The 15983-nt window shown below is 42.7% G+C and carries 16 protein-coding genes and 2 tRNA genes; 14 read left to right on the forward strand and 4 right to left on the reverse strand.

Features of this window, described 5'->3' with window-relative positions; all coding sequences use genetic code 11:
- The first annotated feature begins 3 nt into the window (after nucleotides 1–3).
- The 7 genes from miaA to AC2CZC_RS10795 all read left to right on the forward strand — a co-directional run bounded on the left by miaA (nucleotide 4) and on the right by AC2CZC_RS10795 (nucleotide 6928).
- The gene (miaA, locus tag AC2CZC_RS10765; protein WP_484584873.1) at nucleotides 4–894 is read left to right on the forward strand and encodes a tRNA (adenosine(37)-N6)-dimethylallyltransferase MiaA; all 891 of its coding nucleotides are present in this window, start codon (nucleotides 4–6) and stop codon (nucleotides 892–894) included.
- A 77-nt stretch (nucleotides 895–971) separates the two neighbouring features.
- Nucleotides 972–1235, forward strand: coding sequence for an RNA chaperone Hfq (hfq, locus tag AC2CZC_RS10770; protein WP_039611821.1), 264 nt, complete (start codon nucleotides 972–974; stop codon nucleotides 1233–1235).
- 21 nt (nucleotides 1236–1256) lie between these two features.
- A complete protein-coding gene (gene hflX / locus AC2CZC_RS10775; RefSeq protein WP_063360946.1) occupies nucleotides 1257–2540 on the forward strand; it encodes a ribosome rescue GTPase HflX in 1284 nt (427 codons plus the stop codon).
- A gap of 97 nt (nucleotides 2541–2637) precedes the next feature.
- A complete protein-coding gene (gene hflK / locus AC2CZC_RS10780) occupies nucleotides 2638–3801 on the forward strand; it encodes an FtsH protease activity modulator HflK (RefSeq protein WP_063360945.1) in 1164 nt (387 codons plus the stop codon).
- A gap of 3 nt (nucleotides 3802–3804) precedes the next feature.
- A complete protein-coding gene (gene hflC / locus AC2CZC_RS10785; RefSeq protein ID WP_063366885.1) occupies nucleotides 3805–4683 on the forward strand; it encodes a protease modulator HflC in 879 nt (292 codons plus the stop codon).
- 186 nt (nucleotides 4684–4869) lie between these two features.
- Nucleotides 4870–6186: an adenylosuccinate synthase gene (locus AC2CZC_RS10790; RefSeq protein ID WP_046357992.1), complete on the forward strand. Its 1317-nt coding sequence runs from the start codon at nucleotides 4870–4872 to the stop codon at nucleotides 6184–6186.
- Between the two features lie 118 nt (nucleotides 6187–6304).
- Nucleotides 6305–6928, forward strand: a complete 624-nt coding sequence (locus AC2CZC_RS10795) for a tetratricopeptide repeat protein (RefSeq protein ID WP_484581793.1) — start codon at nucleotides 6305–6307, stop codon at nucleotides 6926–6928.
- 9 nt (nucleotides 6929–6937) lie between these two features.
- Here the strand turns inward: AC2CZC_RS10795 and AC2CZC_RS10800 are convergent, their stop codons facing one another.
- Complete coding sequence (locus tag AC2CZC_RS10800; RefSeq protein WP_484581794.1) at nucleotides 6938–8794, reverse strand: cation:proton antiporter; 1857 nt, start codon at nucleotides 8792–8794, stop codon at nucleotides 6938–6940.
- A gap of 272 nt (nucleotides 8795–9066) precedes the next feature.
- On the opposite strand from AC2CZC_RS10800, the gene AC2CZC_RS10805 reads away from it, so the two are divergent.
- A complete protein-coding gene (locus AC2CZC_RS10805) occupies nucleotides 9067–10314 on the forward strand; it encodes a glutamate-5-semialdehyde dehydrogenase (RefSeq protein WP_484581795.1) in 1248 nt (415 codons plus the stop codon).
- 5 nt (nucleotides 10315–10319) lie between these two features.
- Here the strand turns inward: AC2CZC_RS10805 and AC2CZC_RS10810 are convergent.
- Nucleotides 10320–10395: transfer RNA gene (locus tag AC2CZC_RS10810), tRNA-Ala, on the reverse strand.
- 30 nt (nucleotides 10396–10425) lie between these two features.
- A tRNA-Ala gene (locus tag AC2CZC_RS10815) sits at nucleotides 10426–10501 on the reverse strand.
- A 124-nt stretch (nucleotides 10502–10625) separates the two neighbouring features.
- Between AC2CZC_RS10815 and AC2CZC_RS10820 the strand changes: the two genes are divergently transcribed.
- Nucleotides 10626–11012 (forward strand): hypothetical protein, encoded by a 387-nt coding sequence (locus AC2CZC_RS10820; protein ID WP_484581796.1) that lies wholly within the window; start codon nucleotides 10626–10628, stop codon nucleotides 11010–11012.
- The gene (locus tag AC2CZC_RS10825; RefSeq protein ID WP_484581797.1) at nucleotides 11009–11512 is read left to right on the forward strand and encodes a prolyl-tRNA synthetase associated domain-containing protein; all 504 of its coding nucleotides are present in this window, start codon (nucleotides 11009–11011) and stop codon (nucleotides 11510–11512) included. The genes AC2CZC_RS10820 and AC2CZC_RS10825 overlap by 4 nt, the downstream gene beginning before the upstream one ends.
- On the opposite strand, the gene AC2CZC_RS10830 is transcribed toward AC2CZC_RS10825, so the two are convergent.
- Nucleotides 11476–12627: an MFS transporter gene (locus AC2CZC_RS10830; RefSeq protein WP_484581798.1), complete on the reverse strand. Its 1152-nt coding sequence runs from the start codon at nucleotides 12625–12627 to the stop codon at nucleotides 11476–11478. The two genes, AC2CZC_RS10825 and AC2CZC_RS10830, sit on opposite strands and share 37 nt — an antisense overlap.
- Before the next feature lie 254 nt (nucleotides 12628–12881).
- Between AC2CZC_RS10830 and AC2CZC_RS10835 the strand changes: the two genes are divergently transcribed.
- From AC2CZC_RS10835 to AC2CZC_RS10850, 4 genes are all read left to right on the forward strand, one after another.
- Nucleotides 12882–13424, forward strand: coding sequence for a DUF2058 family protein (locus AC2CZC_RS10835; RefSeq protein ID WP_484584874.1), 543 nt, complete (start codon nucleotides 12882–12884; stop codon nucleotides 13422–13424).
- 123 nt (nucleotides 13425–13547) lie between these two features.
- Nucleotides 13548–13868, forward strand: coding sequence for a c-type cytochrome (locus AC2CZC_RS10840; RefSeq protein WP_484584875.1), 321 nt, complete (start codon nucleotides 13548–13550; stop codon nucleotides 13866–13868).
- Between the two features lie 157 nt (nucleotides 13869–14025).
- Nucleotides 14026–14793 (forward strand): class II aldolase/adducin family protein, encoded by a 768-nt coding sequence (locus AC2CZC_RS10845; protein WP_237138436.1) that lies wholly within the window; start codon nucleotides 14026–14028, stop codon nucleotides 14791–14793.
- 8 nt (nucleotides 14794–14801) lie between these two features.
- Complete coding sequence (locus AC2CZC_RS10850) at nucleotides 14802–15977, forward strand: mandelate racemase/muconate lactonizing enzyme family protein (RefSeq protein ID WP_484581799.1); 1176 nt, start codon at nucleotides 14802–14804, stop codon at nucleotides 15975–15977.
- Nucleotides 15978–15983: the final 6 nt, after the last annotated feature.

The following is a 15983-nucleotide window of genomic DNA, read 5'->3' on the forward strand; positions in this document are numbered from 1 at the left end:
CTGATGGGGCCAACCGCAGCAGGAAAAACTGCTCTGGCCATTGAGCTATGTAAGCATTTAGATACTGAGATTATCAGTGTTGACTCTGCGCTAGTATACAAGGGTATGGATGTTGGTACCGCGAAGCCTGATGCAAATGAACTGGCTCAAGCACCTCATCACTTGATAGATTTGATCGACCCTCGAGAGAGTTATTCAGTTGCAGATTTCCGCCGCGATGCGATTGCGCTGATAGACAAACTTCATGCACAAGGCAAGGTGCCCGTTTTGGTCGGTGGCACTATGATGTATTTCAAAGGACTCATAGAAGGACTATCTCCTTTACCTGAGGCATCTGAAGTTGTTCGAGCAAAGCTTGAGCAAGAAGCGTCAGAAAAGGGCTGGCCAGCTTTGCACGAGGAGCTTGCGCAAATAGACCCAGAAGCTGCTGCGAAAATTTCTGAAAATGATTCACAGCGAATTAATCGCGCGCTTGAGGTGTATCGTATAACAGGCAAGCCCATGTCGTTATTGCAAAAGCAAAAACAACCTGAGCTGCCTTATACTTTTTATCAGTTTGCCATTGCACCAAATGATCGTAAAATATTGCATGAGCGAATTGAGGAAAGATTTAAAATAATGCTTGATCAAGGGTTTAAAAACGAAGTTTTGACCCTATATAATCGAGATGATTTGCATCCAGATTTGCCTTCTATACGTTGTGTAGGATATCGGCAAATGTGGGAACATTTAAGCGGTGAATGCGATTACGATGAAATGGTATTCAGAGGTATAGCCGCTACCAGACAACTTGCAAAGCGACAGTTGACCTGGCTTCGTAGTTGGCCAAATGTAACTTGGCTAGAGACCGGAGAGCAAGAAAACTTGCAACGAATTTTAAGTTCGCTAAGCTAATAGTAGTTGAACCAATAATTTGTTTTAATTTATTCAACTAACTCAACATAATAACACCTAGAACGAAGGATAAGAAAATGGCAAAAGGCCAATCGTTACAAGACCCGTTTTTGAATGTCTTGCGTCGTGAGCGCATTCCAGTTTCAATTTTTTTAGTTAACGGCATCAAATTACAAGGCAAAATCCAGTCTTTTGACCAATTTGTGATTTTACTTGAAAATACCGTAAACCAAATGGTTTACAAACATGCTATCTCAACGGTTGTTCCTGCTAGAGCTGTCAATTTCCAGAATACACAAGGAAATGAAGGCGCAGAACAAAACGAAGATGGAAATTTTTAATAGATATTAGGAGCATATTGCTTGTTTGACCGTTATGAAGCCGGCGAACAGGCAGTCTTAGTGCACATAGAGTTTCCTAACGAAGGAGATCGAGAAGATCTGCAAGAATTGGAAATGCTAGTATCTTCTGCTGGTGTTAGTAGCGTGGCGGTTGTGCAAGGCAGCCGTCAAGCACCGCATCCCAAGCTATTTGTAGGCACGGGTAAAGCAGAAGAAATTGCCGAGATTGTCAGAACTTATAAAGCAGACGTCATTATATTTAATCACCAACTCAGTCCTTCTCAAGAGCGAAATTTAGAACATGTTTGTCGCTGTCGTGTGCTTGATAGAACGACTCTTATCCTAGATATTTTCGCACAGCGTGCGCGAACACACGAGGGTAAGTTGCAGGTTGAGTTAGCTCAGCTAAGGCATATTTCAACACGCCTGATCAGAGGGTGGACGCACTTAGAGAGGCAAAAGGGTGGCATTGGCTTACGAGGCCCTGGTGAAACACAGTTAGAAACGGACCGTCGACTACTTAGAGAACGTATTAAGAGTATTCGAAAAAGGCTTGATAAAGTAGCCGTGGTTCGAGAACAGGGGCGCAGAGCAAGAAGCCGAAATGAAATTCCGACCGTATCACTGGTTGGCTATACGAATGCAGGCAAGTCCACGCTGTTCAATCGAATTACTAACTCTGACGTATACGCTGCTGACCAGCTATTTGCGACGCTTGACCCTACGCTGCGTAAGCTAGACATAGAGGATGTTGGGCCAGTAATTTTAGCTGATACTGTTGGTTTTATTAGACATCTACCTCACGATCTCGTTGCAGCGTTTAAAGCGACATTAACAGAGACGCGTGAAGCAGATTTACAACTCCATGTTGTTGATGTTGCTGACCAAAGAAGAAAAGAGAACATTGAACAGGTACAATCGGTTTTAGAAGAAATTGAAGCCGATGAGATCCCTCAGCTATTGGTCTATAACAAAATAGATTTAGTGGAAGAGATCCAACCAAAGATCGATAGAGATGAAAATGGCGTACCAATTAGAGTGTGGCTATCAGCGCAAGCTAATACAGGTATTGAGTTACTGTCACAGGCAATCTCTGAATTGCTTGCAAAAAAGATGTTTTGCAATCAGCTTGTTGTCCCTCCTGCTTTTGGGAAATTACGCGGGGCACTATTCAATCTGAATGCGGTTTGTGATGAGAGTTATGACGAGTTAGGTAACTGGCTGCTTAATGTGAGACTGCCTCAAGCTGATTGGGAGCGGCTGAAAAAAGAGCAAGGGCCGGAAATAGAGCAGTTTATTGCTTAAAGTTGAAAAAATTACTAATTCAGCCTAATTCGCTATAAGAATGCGGCAAATTTTGTTAGATTTAATTTAATTCATTTTATAACAATGGAGTATAGCTATGGCCTGGAACGAACCGGGTAATAATGGCAATGATAACGACCCGTGGAAAAATCGCGGTGGGAGAGATCAAGGGCCACCAGATCTGGACGAGGTATTCCGCAAGTTTAACAACAAATTCGGCGGAATATTTGGCGGTAAGCCAGGAAATAATAAAAACGGCATTGGTGGTGCAGGGATCACCTTCATCTTCATCATTGCTTTAATTGTATGGGCACTAAGCGGTATCTACACCGTGAAAGAAGCCGAACGAGGCATCGTACTTCAGTTCGGTCAATTTGACCGCATCGCTGAGCCAGGTTTACGTTGGAAAATGACTTTCATTGAACGTGTTATTCCAATTGATATCGAGGCGGTACGTTCTTTGTCAGCATCAGGCTTTATGCTAACTGAAGATGAAAACGTGGTGAGTGTTGAGTTTGAAGTTCAGTACCGTGTAGTCGACCCGACTTTGTATCGTTTTAGCGTTACAGATGCCGATCACAGTTTACAACAAGCGCTAGATAGTGCACTGCGTTATGTTGTCGGTCATTCTCGCATGGACCAAGTACTGACAACAGGTCGTGAACTTGTTCGTCAACGTACATGGGACGAGCTAAACGAAATTATTGAGCCATATAATCTTGGTTTGATCGTCACAGACGTTAACTTTAAAGACTCTCGCCCACCTGCAGAAGTCAAAGATGCATTTGATGATGCAATTGCTGCACAAGAAGATGAGCAACGTTTCATCCGTGAAGCTGAGGCCTATGCAAGAGAGATTGAGCCAAGAGCACGTGGTCGAGTGACGCGTATGACTCAAGAGGCTGAAGGTTATAAAGAGCGTATTATCCTAGAAGCGCAAGGTGAGGTAGCTCGTTTTGAAAAGCTACTACCTGAATATGCAGCAGCAAAGCAAGTAACGCGTGAGCGTTTGTATATCGAAACGATGGAAGAAATCTTAGGCCGTAGTTCTAAGGTTATCGTTGATGTGAAAGGCGGCAATAACATGATGTACTTGCCACTTGATAAGATCATGCAGCAATCTCAATCGTCTTCACCTGTTACCCTGCCAAGTCGAAATGACATTAACCAGTTACGTCAAACGCTGGGTCAGTCTCAAAATAGCAGTGTAAATAGTAGCAGTGATAGATTTTCACAAGATCGTTTTAACAGCGGGAGATAATTGATGAGAAATTTTGGTTTTATCTTTTTGATACTTCTCGCCCTGTTAGGGTTCTCTTCAGTCTTTGTCGTGACTGAAGGACAAAGAGCGATTGTATTATTATTTAGTAAGGTTCAAAAAGACAGCTCAGACAACGCGGTCGTGTACGAACCAGGTTTACACCTTAAAGTGCCTTTCTTCAGCCAAGTTCGTCACTTAGATGCGCGTATTCAGACACTAGATGGTGCGCCTGACCGCTTTGTAACAAGCGAGAAAAAAGACCTTATCGTCGACTCTTATGTAAAGTGGCGCGTAAGTGACTTCTCTAACTATTACTTGCGTGCGCGTGGTGATAAGCAATATGCAGAAACACTACTTAAGCAGAAAGTGAACAACGGTCTAAGAACAAACTTTGGTTCTCGTACCATTAAAGAGATTGTATCTGGTGAACGTAGTGAGCTGATGGCAGAAGCGCTTGTTCAGGCATCTGAGAGTGCACAAGAGCTTGGTATTGAAGTACTGGATGTGCGTGTGAAGCAGATTAACTTACCTAATGAAGTAAGTAACTCTATCTTCCAGCGTATGCGTGCTGAACGTACTGCTGTTGCAAAAGAGCACCGCTCTGAAGGTCAAGAGAAAGCGGAAACAATTCGTGCAGAGGTTGATAGACGTGTGACGGTTATGTTGGCAGATGCTGAGCGTAATGCACGTACTGTACGAGGTGAAGGGGATGCTGAAGCTGCAAACATCTATGCGCAAGCTTACAACCAGGACCCTGAGTTTTTCGGTTTTATCCGCTCATTAGAGGCATATAAGAAAACGTTCACAAGCAAGAGCGATGTGATGGTACTTTCGCCTGATAGTGAGTTCTTTGACTATATGAAGCAAAAGGACAGTAAGTAACCTTTGTGCTTGTAATGTCATTTAACTGAAATTAAAAAGCCCGCATTATGTCGGGCTTTTTTGTATTTATTTCAAACAGTTTTATCTAATATCAAATTGACTGAAGAAAAATCATTCGAAACAGGGTGATTTCCACCTCCTTTTTCTGGTAAAATCTGCGCCTAATTTTTTCTAAGTGATATTGCAATGGGTAAAAACGTCGTTGTATTAGGCACCCAATGGGGTGACGAAGGTAAAGGTAAGGTTGTAGACCTACTAACGGATAAGGCTTCTTTAGTTGTACGCTATCAAGGCGGACACAACGCGGGCCATACTTTGGTAATTAATGGTGAGAAGACTGTATTACACCTAATTCCATCAGGTATTTTACGTGACAACGTGAAGTGTGTGATTGGTAACGGCGTAGTACTAGCACCTGATGCGTTAATGAGAGAAGTTAAAATGCTTGAAGAGCGCGGCGTACCAGTACGTGACCGCCTTCTAATCAGTGAAGCATGTCCTCTAATTCTTCCTTACCATGTTGCGCTAGACCAAGCGCGTGAACTTGCACGTGGCAACAAAGCAATCGGTACAACTGGTCGTGGAATCGGTCCAGCTTACGAAGATAAAGTTGCGCGTCGTGGCCTTCGTGTTGGCGACCTATTCAACCCTGAACAATTCGCTGCAAAGCTTAAAGAAGTGATTGAGTACCACAACTTCTCACTAGAGCATTATTACAAAGTTGAGCCAGTTGATTTCCAGAAGACATATGATGATGCGATGGAAATTGCAGAGATCCTTAAGTCAATGGTTGTTGATGTAACTGAGCTGCTTGACCAGACTCGCGAAAAAGGTGACAACATCTTATTCGAAGGTGCACAAGGTACATTGCTTGATATCGACCACGGTACATACCCGTATGTTACATCTTCAAACACAACGGCAGGTGGTGTAGCAACAGGTGCTGGTTTTGGTCCTCTAAACCTAGACTATGTACTTGGTATTGTTAAAGCTTACACAACACGTGTAGGTTCAGGTCCTTTCCCTACAGAGCTTTACGATGGTCTAGACAAACAAGACCCAGTAGGTAAGCACTTAGGTGAAAAAGGTCATGAGTTTGGTGCAACGACAGGTCGCTTGCGTCGTACTGGTTGGTTTGATGCCGTTGCTATGCGCCGTGCAGTTCAAATCAACAGCATCACTGGCTTCTGTTTAACAAAGCTAGATGTACTTGATGGCATTGAAACGATTAAGATCTGTACTGGTTACCAGCTTGAAGATGGTACGGTTACTAACGTAACGCCATTAGCTGCTGAAGGTTACGAGAAGGTAACACCAGTATACGAAGAGATGCCAGGTTGGAGCGAAAATACGTTCGGTGCAACTTCTGTTGAGCAGCTTCCTGAAGCTGCAATCAATTACATTAAACGCTTAGAAGAAATTACGGGTGTACCAATTGATATCATTTCAACAGGTCCAGACCGTGTAGAGACTATGATTGTTCGCAACCCATTTGGTGAATAATTAAAGTTTAAAAAAAGCTGCTACGGCAGCTTTTTTTATGCCTGAAATAAGCTTCCCATGATAATTTGGTACGCTTTTTGTATTCATATTTTTAGACTCATATTAAATGCTAAAAGTTATGATTAAAACACTTCGACTCCCTTTATTACTGCTCGGTTTCAGTTTCGCTGGACACGCTTTGGCCAATGAACAAATTGAAGCTGTTCCTTTGTATACGCAAGATGAATTGATCACTTTAATCAACAATAACCAACATCTACAGCGAGTAAAAGCAGATGATTGCCAATTGGTACAAGATATTGAAGCCCGAGCAGAAATAATGGGTTTGCCATCGTATCAATTTTTATATGGTGATATGTTAGCGTATGCTGTGTGTGTTGAGCGTGACGTGGAGCTTGGGCTATATTACATGCGCCAAGCTGCTCAGCAAGGCTTAGCAGCGGCACTGGAGCAATTAGGGCGCTATTATGATGTCGGTCAACTTGTACAAGCAGACAAAGCCATGGCCATCGTGTATTTACGTGAAGCTGCTGCACTTGGTAACTTAAAGGCGCAGCTACGTTTGGTGGGGTTATTTAATCAAGGGTTTGGCAGCCCGAGAGATTATGAAGATGCTTACCGTTGGCTATTTCACGCGGTTGTTGCTGATAAAGCAATACATAAGCAAATTGAAATGGCACTGGCAAAATTGGCAAAAAAAATGCCCGAGAGTGTGATCAAACGGGCAAGAATGTTGAATTAGTTTATCGGTCTAGCTATTGAGCTTTTCTCCAATAGAGACTTCTTTATTTAATGAGTCTTTTAAAATTGACATTTTTGGCGGCTGCAAAGCCAAAATTCTGTCACCTTGCTCTGGTTGCTTTTTATCTTCAGACGTAAAAGGTCTAATTGACAGTGGATCATCTTCTTTTTTTTGCTCAGAAATAATAAAGAGTGGGATTGCCTCTTTATTCACTTCTAAATATTGCTCCCAGCTAAACTCCTCTGACAATCGAGTTGCACTGACTTTGCCGCCTTTTGCCATTAGGCTACTGAGCTTGGCGTAGTTCCCAGTATCTCCAAATAATATTTGACGAGATAAAAAGGTCGCGCTGTCTTTATTGGCTTTTGCATGATTAGTTGACGACTTTAATGAGTAAACGCTTTGTTCATCGAGCAGATGCGAAAAGTATTGCACACCGAGTGCGTTATGGTGTCTGTTTGGTGATAGAGCCAATACAGAGTGAAGGCTGGTCAACGGTAGATAGCGCTCTGCATGCTCAGATTGCGGGTTACCATAGTAGCAAGGTAATCCGTCCATTCTTGCCATTTTGCAGTTTTCCCAGGCGGGATCTGATAAGTAGACATCAATATTTTGCTCTTTTAGTCCGCATGCAATGGCTCTGGCCACGTGATTAGCGCCTATGATGAGCAACGTATTTGGACTTGGTTGCCTAACACCAAGTAAGCGAGCTAATGGTGTGGCAGTGAGACTTTGCAGGATCACTGTGACTATGATGACAGTAAAAATTAAAGGCACTATCTTTGCGGCATCAGGGTGACCAGATTGCGCCATGCTTAGAGCAAAGACTGAGCCGACTGCGGCCGCCACGATACCGCGAGGAGCAATCCAAGCAAGCATGAGCCTAGATTTGAAAGGAATATCACTGTTAAACGTTGATACGGCAATGCTCAGTGGTCTTGCGACAAATAATACGACGGCTAGGAACCAAAAGATACCGCTGTCTAACATCATGAGTTCCTCAAGCTTTAAGCGCGCTGCAAGTAAAATAAATAGGCTAGAGATTAAGATCATGGATAAGTCTTCTTTAAATTCAAGCACAGCGTCAATTTCTAAATCATCTTGATTAGCAAGCCATATCCCAAAAATAGTGACAGCGAGTAATCCTGATTCATGGCTTAAGTGATTTGATAACGTGAAGCTCATAAGCACTAACGCCAATATGCCAAATTTATGCAGCTCAAATGGCAACCACTCTTTGCGAATGATTAAGCTAGTAAACCAGCCAGAAATAATGCCTACGCTGAGCCCGACACCGAGCGTAGAAAACAAAGCCATTAAGGTGTGACTAAAAACCCCATCTTTGCCAACCAAGCTGACAGCTTCGAATACTAAAACAGCGAATAAAGCGCCAATAGGGTCAATGACTATTCCTTCCCAACGTAAAATTCTGTCAATATCCTTGGTAGGACGCATGGCATTGAGCATTGGTGCTATGACAGTAGGGCCTGTGACAACTAAAACTGCACCGAGCACTGCAGCCACAGGCCAATCAAGCTCTAACACATAAATGGCACAGGCCGTAATGATGATAAATGTGGTCAGCATGCCGATTGAGCATAAGTTTCGAACCACCTTGCCAATGCCTTTTAGCTCTCTAAAGTGAAGTGTTAATGAGCCTTCAAAAAGAATGATGGCGACAGACAAAGAGACAACGGGAAATAGTAAGTCTCCAAGTAATTGGTCAGGGTCTAACACCCCGGATACCGGGCCGAGTAATAAACCGGTTAATAATAAAAACAAGATTGCGGGTACTTTAGCGACCCATGCTAGCCATTGGGCAAATACAGAAAATATGGCAATCGCGGCAATATAAATAGCCGACATAAACTCTCCAGCCTAGTTAGCTCATTGAATATTAGTATAGTGTTAGCTCGGTTATATCATAGTAAATAAGTCAAAAAAGAGAATAAGTTATTAAAATTGAGTGATTTTTTGTCATGTTTTGTGCCTTTGATAGAAGCTAGAACTAATCTATGTCGTGGATACCATTTAAACAATATTCACTTTACCCAAAGCTTTGAACATGCGTATTATCAATGAGGGTGTAATGGGTTTGAAATACTTACACTCAAGTACTAGGAATGAGAGAAAAGAGAATGACGTTAATTACAAATTTAGCTAAAAACGCTGCTATTGCTGCGAAAAAGCTCGCTATATTGGATACAGCGCAGAAGAATAAAATCCTGCATGCGATGGCTGCGGCTATTAGAGCAAGTAAGAGTGAAATTCAACAAGCCAATGAGTTAGACCTGCAAGCGGCTAATGAAAATCATTTGTCCACAGCAATGATAGATCGCCTTACTTTAACCCCTGCACGTATCGAAGATATGGCATCAGGGCTAGAGGACGTCGCGCGGCTACCAGATCCTGTAGGGGAAAAGCGCATACTTGGTAAACAAGCAAGTGGCATAGAAGTGCAAAAAATGCGTGTACCACTTGGGGTTATTTGCATGATTTACGAAGCAAGACCGAATGTAACCGCGGATGCGGGCGCACTGTGTTTCAAATCTGGTAATGGGGTAATATTACGAGGTGGCAAAGAAGCATTGAATAGCTCGTTGGCCATTGCTAACACACTGCATAGCGTACTGAAAGAGTATGACTTGCCAGCTGAATTAATCACGGTTGTGCCAGACCCAGATAGGGCTTTGCTGCTTGAACTGATCCAGCAAAAAGACGATATCGATTTGGTGATACCGCGCGGTGGTGAAGGGCTGATTGAATTTGTGACTAAACATAGCGCGATTCCGGTGATCCAACATTTTAAAGGCGTGTGTCATCTATACGTTGATAAGGATGCTGATCTCGACATGGCGATTGCGTTGCTACTGAATGGTAAAACACAAAGAACAGGTGTATGTAATGCGTTAGAAGGCTTGTTAGTTCATCAATCTATTGCGCCAATATTTTTACCAAAAGTGCGCGAAGTATTAAGCCAGGCCGGTGTTCAGGTGCATGCTTGCCAGTCTTCGGCTGCTTATTTTAGCTGTGCAAATATCCTATCAGACGATCAATTTGGTCAAGAATATCTAGGGCTTGAAATTGCGGTTCGCATTGTTGAGGATTTAGCTGGCGCGTTGGCACATATTGACCAGTTTGGTAGTCATCATACAGAAGTGATCTGCACAAGCTCAGCGCAAGCGGCTCAACAGTTTCAAGCGCAAGTTGATGCATCAGTGGTGATGGTCAATGCGTCTTCACGATTTAGTGACGGCGGTCAATTAGGCTTAGGTGCAGAAATTGGCATAGCAACAACTAAGTTACACGCTTATGGGCCAATGGGACTTGAATCTTTAACGACGGAAAAATACTTAGTAAATGGCTCTGGAAATATCAGAGAGTAGAAAAGTGGTGGAGCTAAGCAGGATCGAACTGCTGACCTCCTGCGTGCAAGGCAGGCGCTCTCCCAGCTGAGCTATAGCCCCACTTTATTTGGGAATATCTAAAAGAAAAATTGGTGGAGCTAAGCAGGATCGAACTGCTGACCTCCTGCGTGCAAGGCAGGCGCTCTCCCAGCTGAGCTATAGCCCCAACATGTCTTTTGGACGAGGCGAAATTTAAAGGCTTTTGCACCTCGCGTCAAGTTTTTTTCTTAAAAAACTCAAAAATACGACTAGCTTTGGTACACTGGGGCAAAATTATGGATAGGAAAATTATGAGTCGTCTATTTTTGTTGCTATTGTCAGCCCTTTTGGTAGCTTGCAGCTCTGTACCAAAGCCAGCCTTCGAAGTTGAAAAGCAAACTTTGCATAAGCGTAAAAATGAAAACGGGCAGTCGGAATTTGCTTTCGTCGTTACGGTAAAACGCACACCACAGATGGAATTAGCTAAAAACAAACCAATTACAAAAAAACAGCTAGAGAAATTCTCAGAGTTTAAACGGGTTGAGGAATCACCGGAGTTAAAATTAGCTTTAGAAGATAAGGCGGTCAGCCTGTTACAGCAAGCGCTAAAAGACGAAGCCTATTGTCAGGCAGGTTACAATATTGACAATGTGTACTGGCGTCAACGCAGTGTGCAATTGCGAGGACATTGCTTGTGAGTTTACCTAGCTCTGACTTACTTGCTGAGCAATTAGCACAACTAGGTATTGACTATATTAGCTATCAACATGTGCCTTTGGTTAACTGCACCATAGCAAAAGAGATTGGTCTTGAAAGGGCGGGGGTAGGATTAAAAAACCTGTTTCTGAGAGATAATTATGGTAAACGTCATTTTTTGGTCATTACACTAGCTGACAAACAATTAGATTTGAAAACACTGTCAAAACAACAAGGTGTATCTCGGTTGGGGTTTTGCTCTAGTGAGCGGCTAGAAAAATACTTAAAAGTGAAGCCCGGCTGTGTTTCCGCCTTGGCAACACTCAATGATGAGCACAAGCAGGTCGAATTATGGCTTGATAGGGAGTTAACACACGCTGAGCAATGGCAGTGCCACCCATTTGAAAATGACAAAACATGGGTACTAACGCTTGAAGATTTAAAAGTTTTTTGGCAAAACAGTGGTCACGAGCCTAGCTGGGTTGCTTTGCCAGAACGGTAATTGAGCAGTGTTAAATAGCCTCCGGTTATGCAGACAAGCAACAAACTCAATAAAAAGACATGCATGCCATAAAGTTGATAAATGAAGCCGGGTACAAAAGTGCCCAGTGCACCTCCACAGTAGTAAAATGATACATACGCACCATTAGTGACACCGGCATTTGCTGTACTGATTTCATTCGCCAAAGGCGCAGCGCTTGCATGTATCATGAACATACAGGCGCAAAATAGTGTGAACATCACGACAAATGTATCTAAATTACGCCACTGCATAATCAGTAAACTTGTTGAATATACAGCGAATAAGACGCTTAAAATCAGCCAATTGTTACGTGAGATCTTGGATAAAAAAGGCGTTAACATGGAGATAATTGCGCCAATTAAATAACCGCTGTAAACCCAAGCTATGGTAGATGGGTCCTTTATGTCATATTCATTACTTAAAATAAAAGGTAAGTAATTAAGTAAGGCTGAAAAACAAAAAAACATACAAAATACTGCGCTGTATAAGCGCAGTATTTGAGTTGTTTTTAACGGCTTTAGATAGTCTGTTGGAGAGGTAATTGGCTTGGCATCGTCTTGCTCTTTAGGTGTGGGGTGGATCATCAACGCCAGCACGATCAGTAACCCTGCATTGAACAGATAAAAGCTCTCAAACCCCCACCAGTTAGTAAAGTTTGCTGCTAATGCGCGCCCAGCATAGCCACCAACTATGGTACTACCCACATACCATGTCATTTTTTCTCGAAGGTTTTGTCCCTGCCAAGTTTGGCCAATGTAGCTCGTCATAGATGTGAGTGCCGCCGGAAGCAGTAAGCCTTCGATAAATCGCATGAATAAGAAGATTTCGAATTGCTGAGTGGCGCTAATGACGAGGCAGCATGCTGCTAGCGCAAGCATGGTGTAGCGCAACATTGTTAACTTACATCGACGAGTTAAAACCAGGCCATAGAAAATAGGCGCTACAGCAAGTGGTAGCATGGTGACTGTCATTAATAGCCCTGCTTTAGCTGGGCTGACTTGGTAGTGGTCGGCGAACATGGCCAATAAAGGTTGTGGGGCATACAACACAAAAAATACAACGATTGAGCACAATAGCAAATGAAATATGGGCATGTTCTAGTTTCTTAATTTGAGTGCAATATTATTATCTACTTTTGACGACGCTTTTGCTCTAAAAAGAAGTAAAAACTTGTTATACATCATAAATTACTTTGGTGAACTTGGTAGATTAGTGAGCAGAAGACAAGGGAAGGTTTTTGTTTTCTGTATTTGTCAGGCTGTTTTACTGCGTCATGATAGAAATTATTTAGAGATTTGCCCTGTTTGGTATTAAAATGGCGGCAAGTTTAGATTGATGGAGTGACATGATGGGTTCTCTACAGGATCAGCTGTTAAAAGCCGGTTTGACAACTGAGCACAAAATGAAAGTTGCTAAAACGGAAAAGCGCAAACAGCAAAAGAAGAAAAAGAAAAAAGGCGCAACGAGCGACCAAACGGATTTACAAAAGCATATTGAGCAGACCAAGCTTGTACAGCAGCAAAAAGCAGAAGCGCTGAATAAAGCAAAACAAGATGATTTAAAAGAACGTGAGCAAGTTGCTCGTGTGAAGCAAATTCTTGAGCATCATAATCAAGAAGAAATTAGGGGCGACCGTACATTTAACTTCACTTACGAAAATAAGGTAAAGGAATTAGATGTTAATGAGTCGACACAGCAAGCTTTATCCAAAGGCCGCTTGGCCATTTGTGTATTGGAAAGTCAGTTTTATGTACTGGAAGATGAGCCTGCGAGAAAAATTGCCGAAGTCGATGAAAAGTATATTGTTTTCCATGTAGAAGACGCTAATGATAAAAAGGACGATGATGATCCGTATGCGGATTTCGAAGTCCCTGATGACTTAGTCTGGTAGTTTATTTATCTCATTTTTCTTTATTGACTCGGTTCATTTTTTAAATCCGAATAAGTAATTGTGTAGAGCGGCTTTGGGTCTACTACACTGGTTAAATAACCGTCAAAAAAGAGAAATGATATGATGAAGATAAAGCAATTTGTGTTCGCATCGGTAACGACTGCAACTATATTGGTATCAGGCAATGTGGCAGCGGCAGATGGTAAGGCTTTGTACACTGCTAAAATGTGTCAAACGTGCCATGGGGCAGAAGGTAAGGCGCCTATTATGCCGCTATATCCAAAGGTCAATGGGCAAAGCAAAGAGTACACGTTGGCGCAGATGAAAGACATTAAATCTGGTAAACGCACCAATGGTATGTCTGCTGCGATGAAGGCCATGGTGGCAAGTGTCTCTGATACTGAACTTGAAGCAATTGCTGAGTATCTATCAACAGTCAAATAAGTGATTCAAATTTAGGATCAATATAAAAGCCACCTTTGGGTGGCTTTTTAGTACCGAATTAATTTACGCAGGATGACTCCTGTGTGTTGAACTATTTTTTTTTGTGATTTAGACTTCTAAACATCTAAAATCACCATGTTGAGTATAAGGAGCCGTGATGTTCGAGTTACCCGAGTTAAAGCTAAAGGGAAAAGTAAGTGAAGAAGAGTGGAAACTACGCGTTGATCTTGCAGCTTGCTATCGCTTAGTAGAGCATTTCCGTTGGGGTGATTTAATTTATACTCATATGTCAGCCAGATTACCCGGGACAGATCAATACTTAGTCAATGCGTTTGGCTTAAGTTTTGATGAGGTCACTGCCTCTAATCTTGTAAAAGTAGACCTGCAAGGCAATATTCTTGATGATACACCGTTTGAAATAAATCCTGCGGGTTTCACAATTCACAGTGCAATTCATGAAGTTCGAGAGGATGCGCATTGTGTGATTCATTTGCACACCAAAGAGACGATAGCTGTGGCTAGTCTTGAAGGTGGACTGCAGCCACTGAGCCAGCACAGTATGTTCTCGTTGCCATCACTGTCTTACCATGGTTATGAGGGGCTTGCTGTGAATGACGATGAAAGAGCTCGCTTGCAGTCGGATCTCGGTGATACTAATCACATGCTCCTAGTCAACCATGGTGGTTTAACAGTGGGGCCAACAATTGGTGACGCCTTCATGCGCTTTTTTGATTTACAACGTGCGTGTGAAATTCAAGTCGCAATTATGTCGACAGGTCACCCAGCGATACAAGTGCCACAACCAATTCAAGATAATATATACAAACAAGCTAAAGTCGTGCACAGCGGCAGTACCGGTGGTCAAGTTGCTTGGCCAGCAATGCTGAGAAAAGCATATCGCTTAGATCCGGGCTTTGCTCAATAGGAGTCATAATGAAAGTAAATCGCGTCGAAGTATTTGATATACATTGTCCAGACAGACCTGCTTGGACACCTGTCTTTGTGAGAATTCACACCGATGAAGGGGTTTCAGGAGTGGGTGAAGCTGGACTTGCTTACGACCTAGGTCATAGTGCTGCTGCAAGTATGATTAAAGAGATGGCAGAAGCATTCTTGATTGGCCATGATCCATTCCAAACTGAGCTTTTGTGGTCTCGTATGCTGAGAGAGAGCTTCTGGGGATTGGGTGGCGGGCCTGTGGTGTATGCAGCGATGAGTGCGATTGACACAGCGCTTTGGGATATCAAAGGTAAGGCGTTAAAGCTACCGGTTTATCAGCTGCTAGGTGGTAAAGTAAACCCAGAGCTGCGCACTTACGCATCACAGCTACAGTTTGATTGGGATGATGAATTCAAAGCACTTGTACAGCCACATGAGTATGCTGAAGCGGCACACAAAGCATTGGCTGAAGGCTATGACGCGGTGAAAGTTGACCCTATCATGTATGATAAAGATGGTAATACATATTACGATCGTACTAAGTTGATTTCTCGTGGTGAAATGAAACTGTATCGTTCACGTATGAAAGCCATTCGCGAAGCGGTTGGCGATGAAGTGGATATCATTTTTGAATGTCACAGTTTGCCAGGTGCAACATCGGCAATTCAAATTGCAGAAATCGCTGAAGAGTTTGACTGCATGTACTACGAAGAGCCAGTGAACTACTTAAACCACTCACTGCACGCTAAAGTTGCTAATAAAACGGCTGTACCAATTGCCGGCGGCGAGCGTTTGTATAATCGCTGGGATGTAAGACCTTACTTTGAAGATCAAAGTATTGATGTATTACAACCGGATATTGGCTTATGTGGTGGTTTTACTGAAACGAAGAAAGTATGTGACTATGCTGATATTTTTGATATCCGCATTCAAGCGCACGTATGTGGTGGCCCAGTTGCAACCGCAGCGTCATTGCATTTAGAAACGGCCATTCCTAACTTCTTAATCCATGAACACCACACGTATGCAATTAAAAAGTGGAATAGAGAACTTTGTCTTCAAGATCCACAGCCAGAAAAGGGTGTGTTTAAAGTCTCGGAAGAGCCTGGTATCGGTATTGAACTGAATGATGAAGTTGTGATGCGCTCACAACGTGTTGAAATCAAATAACACGTT

This window comes from Pseudoalteromonas sp. MMG033, assembly GCF_057197785.1.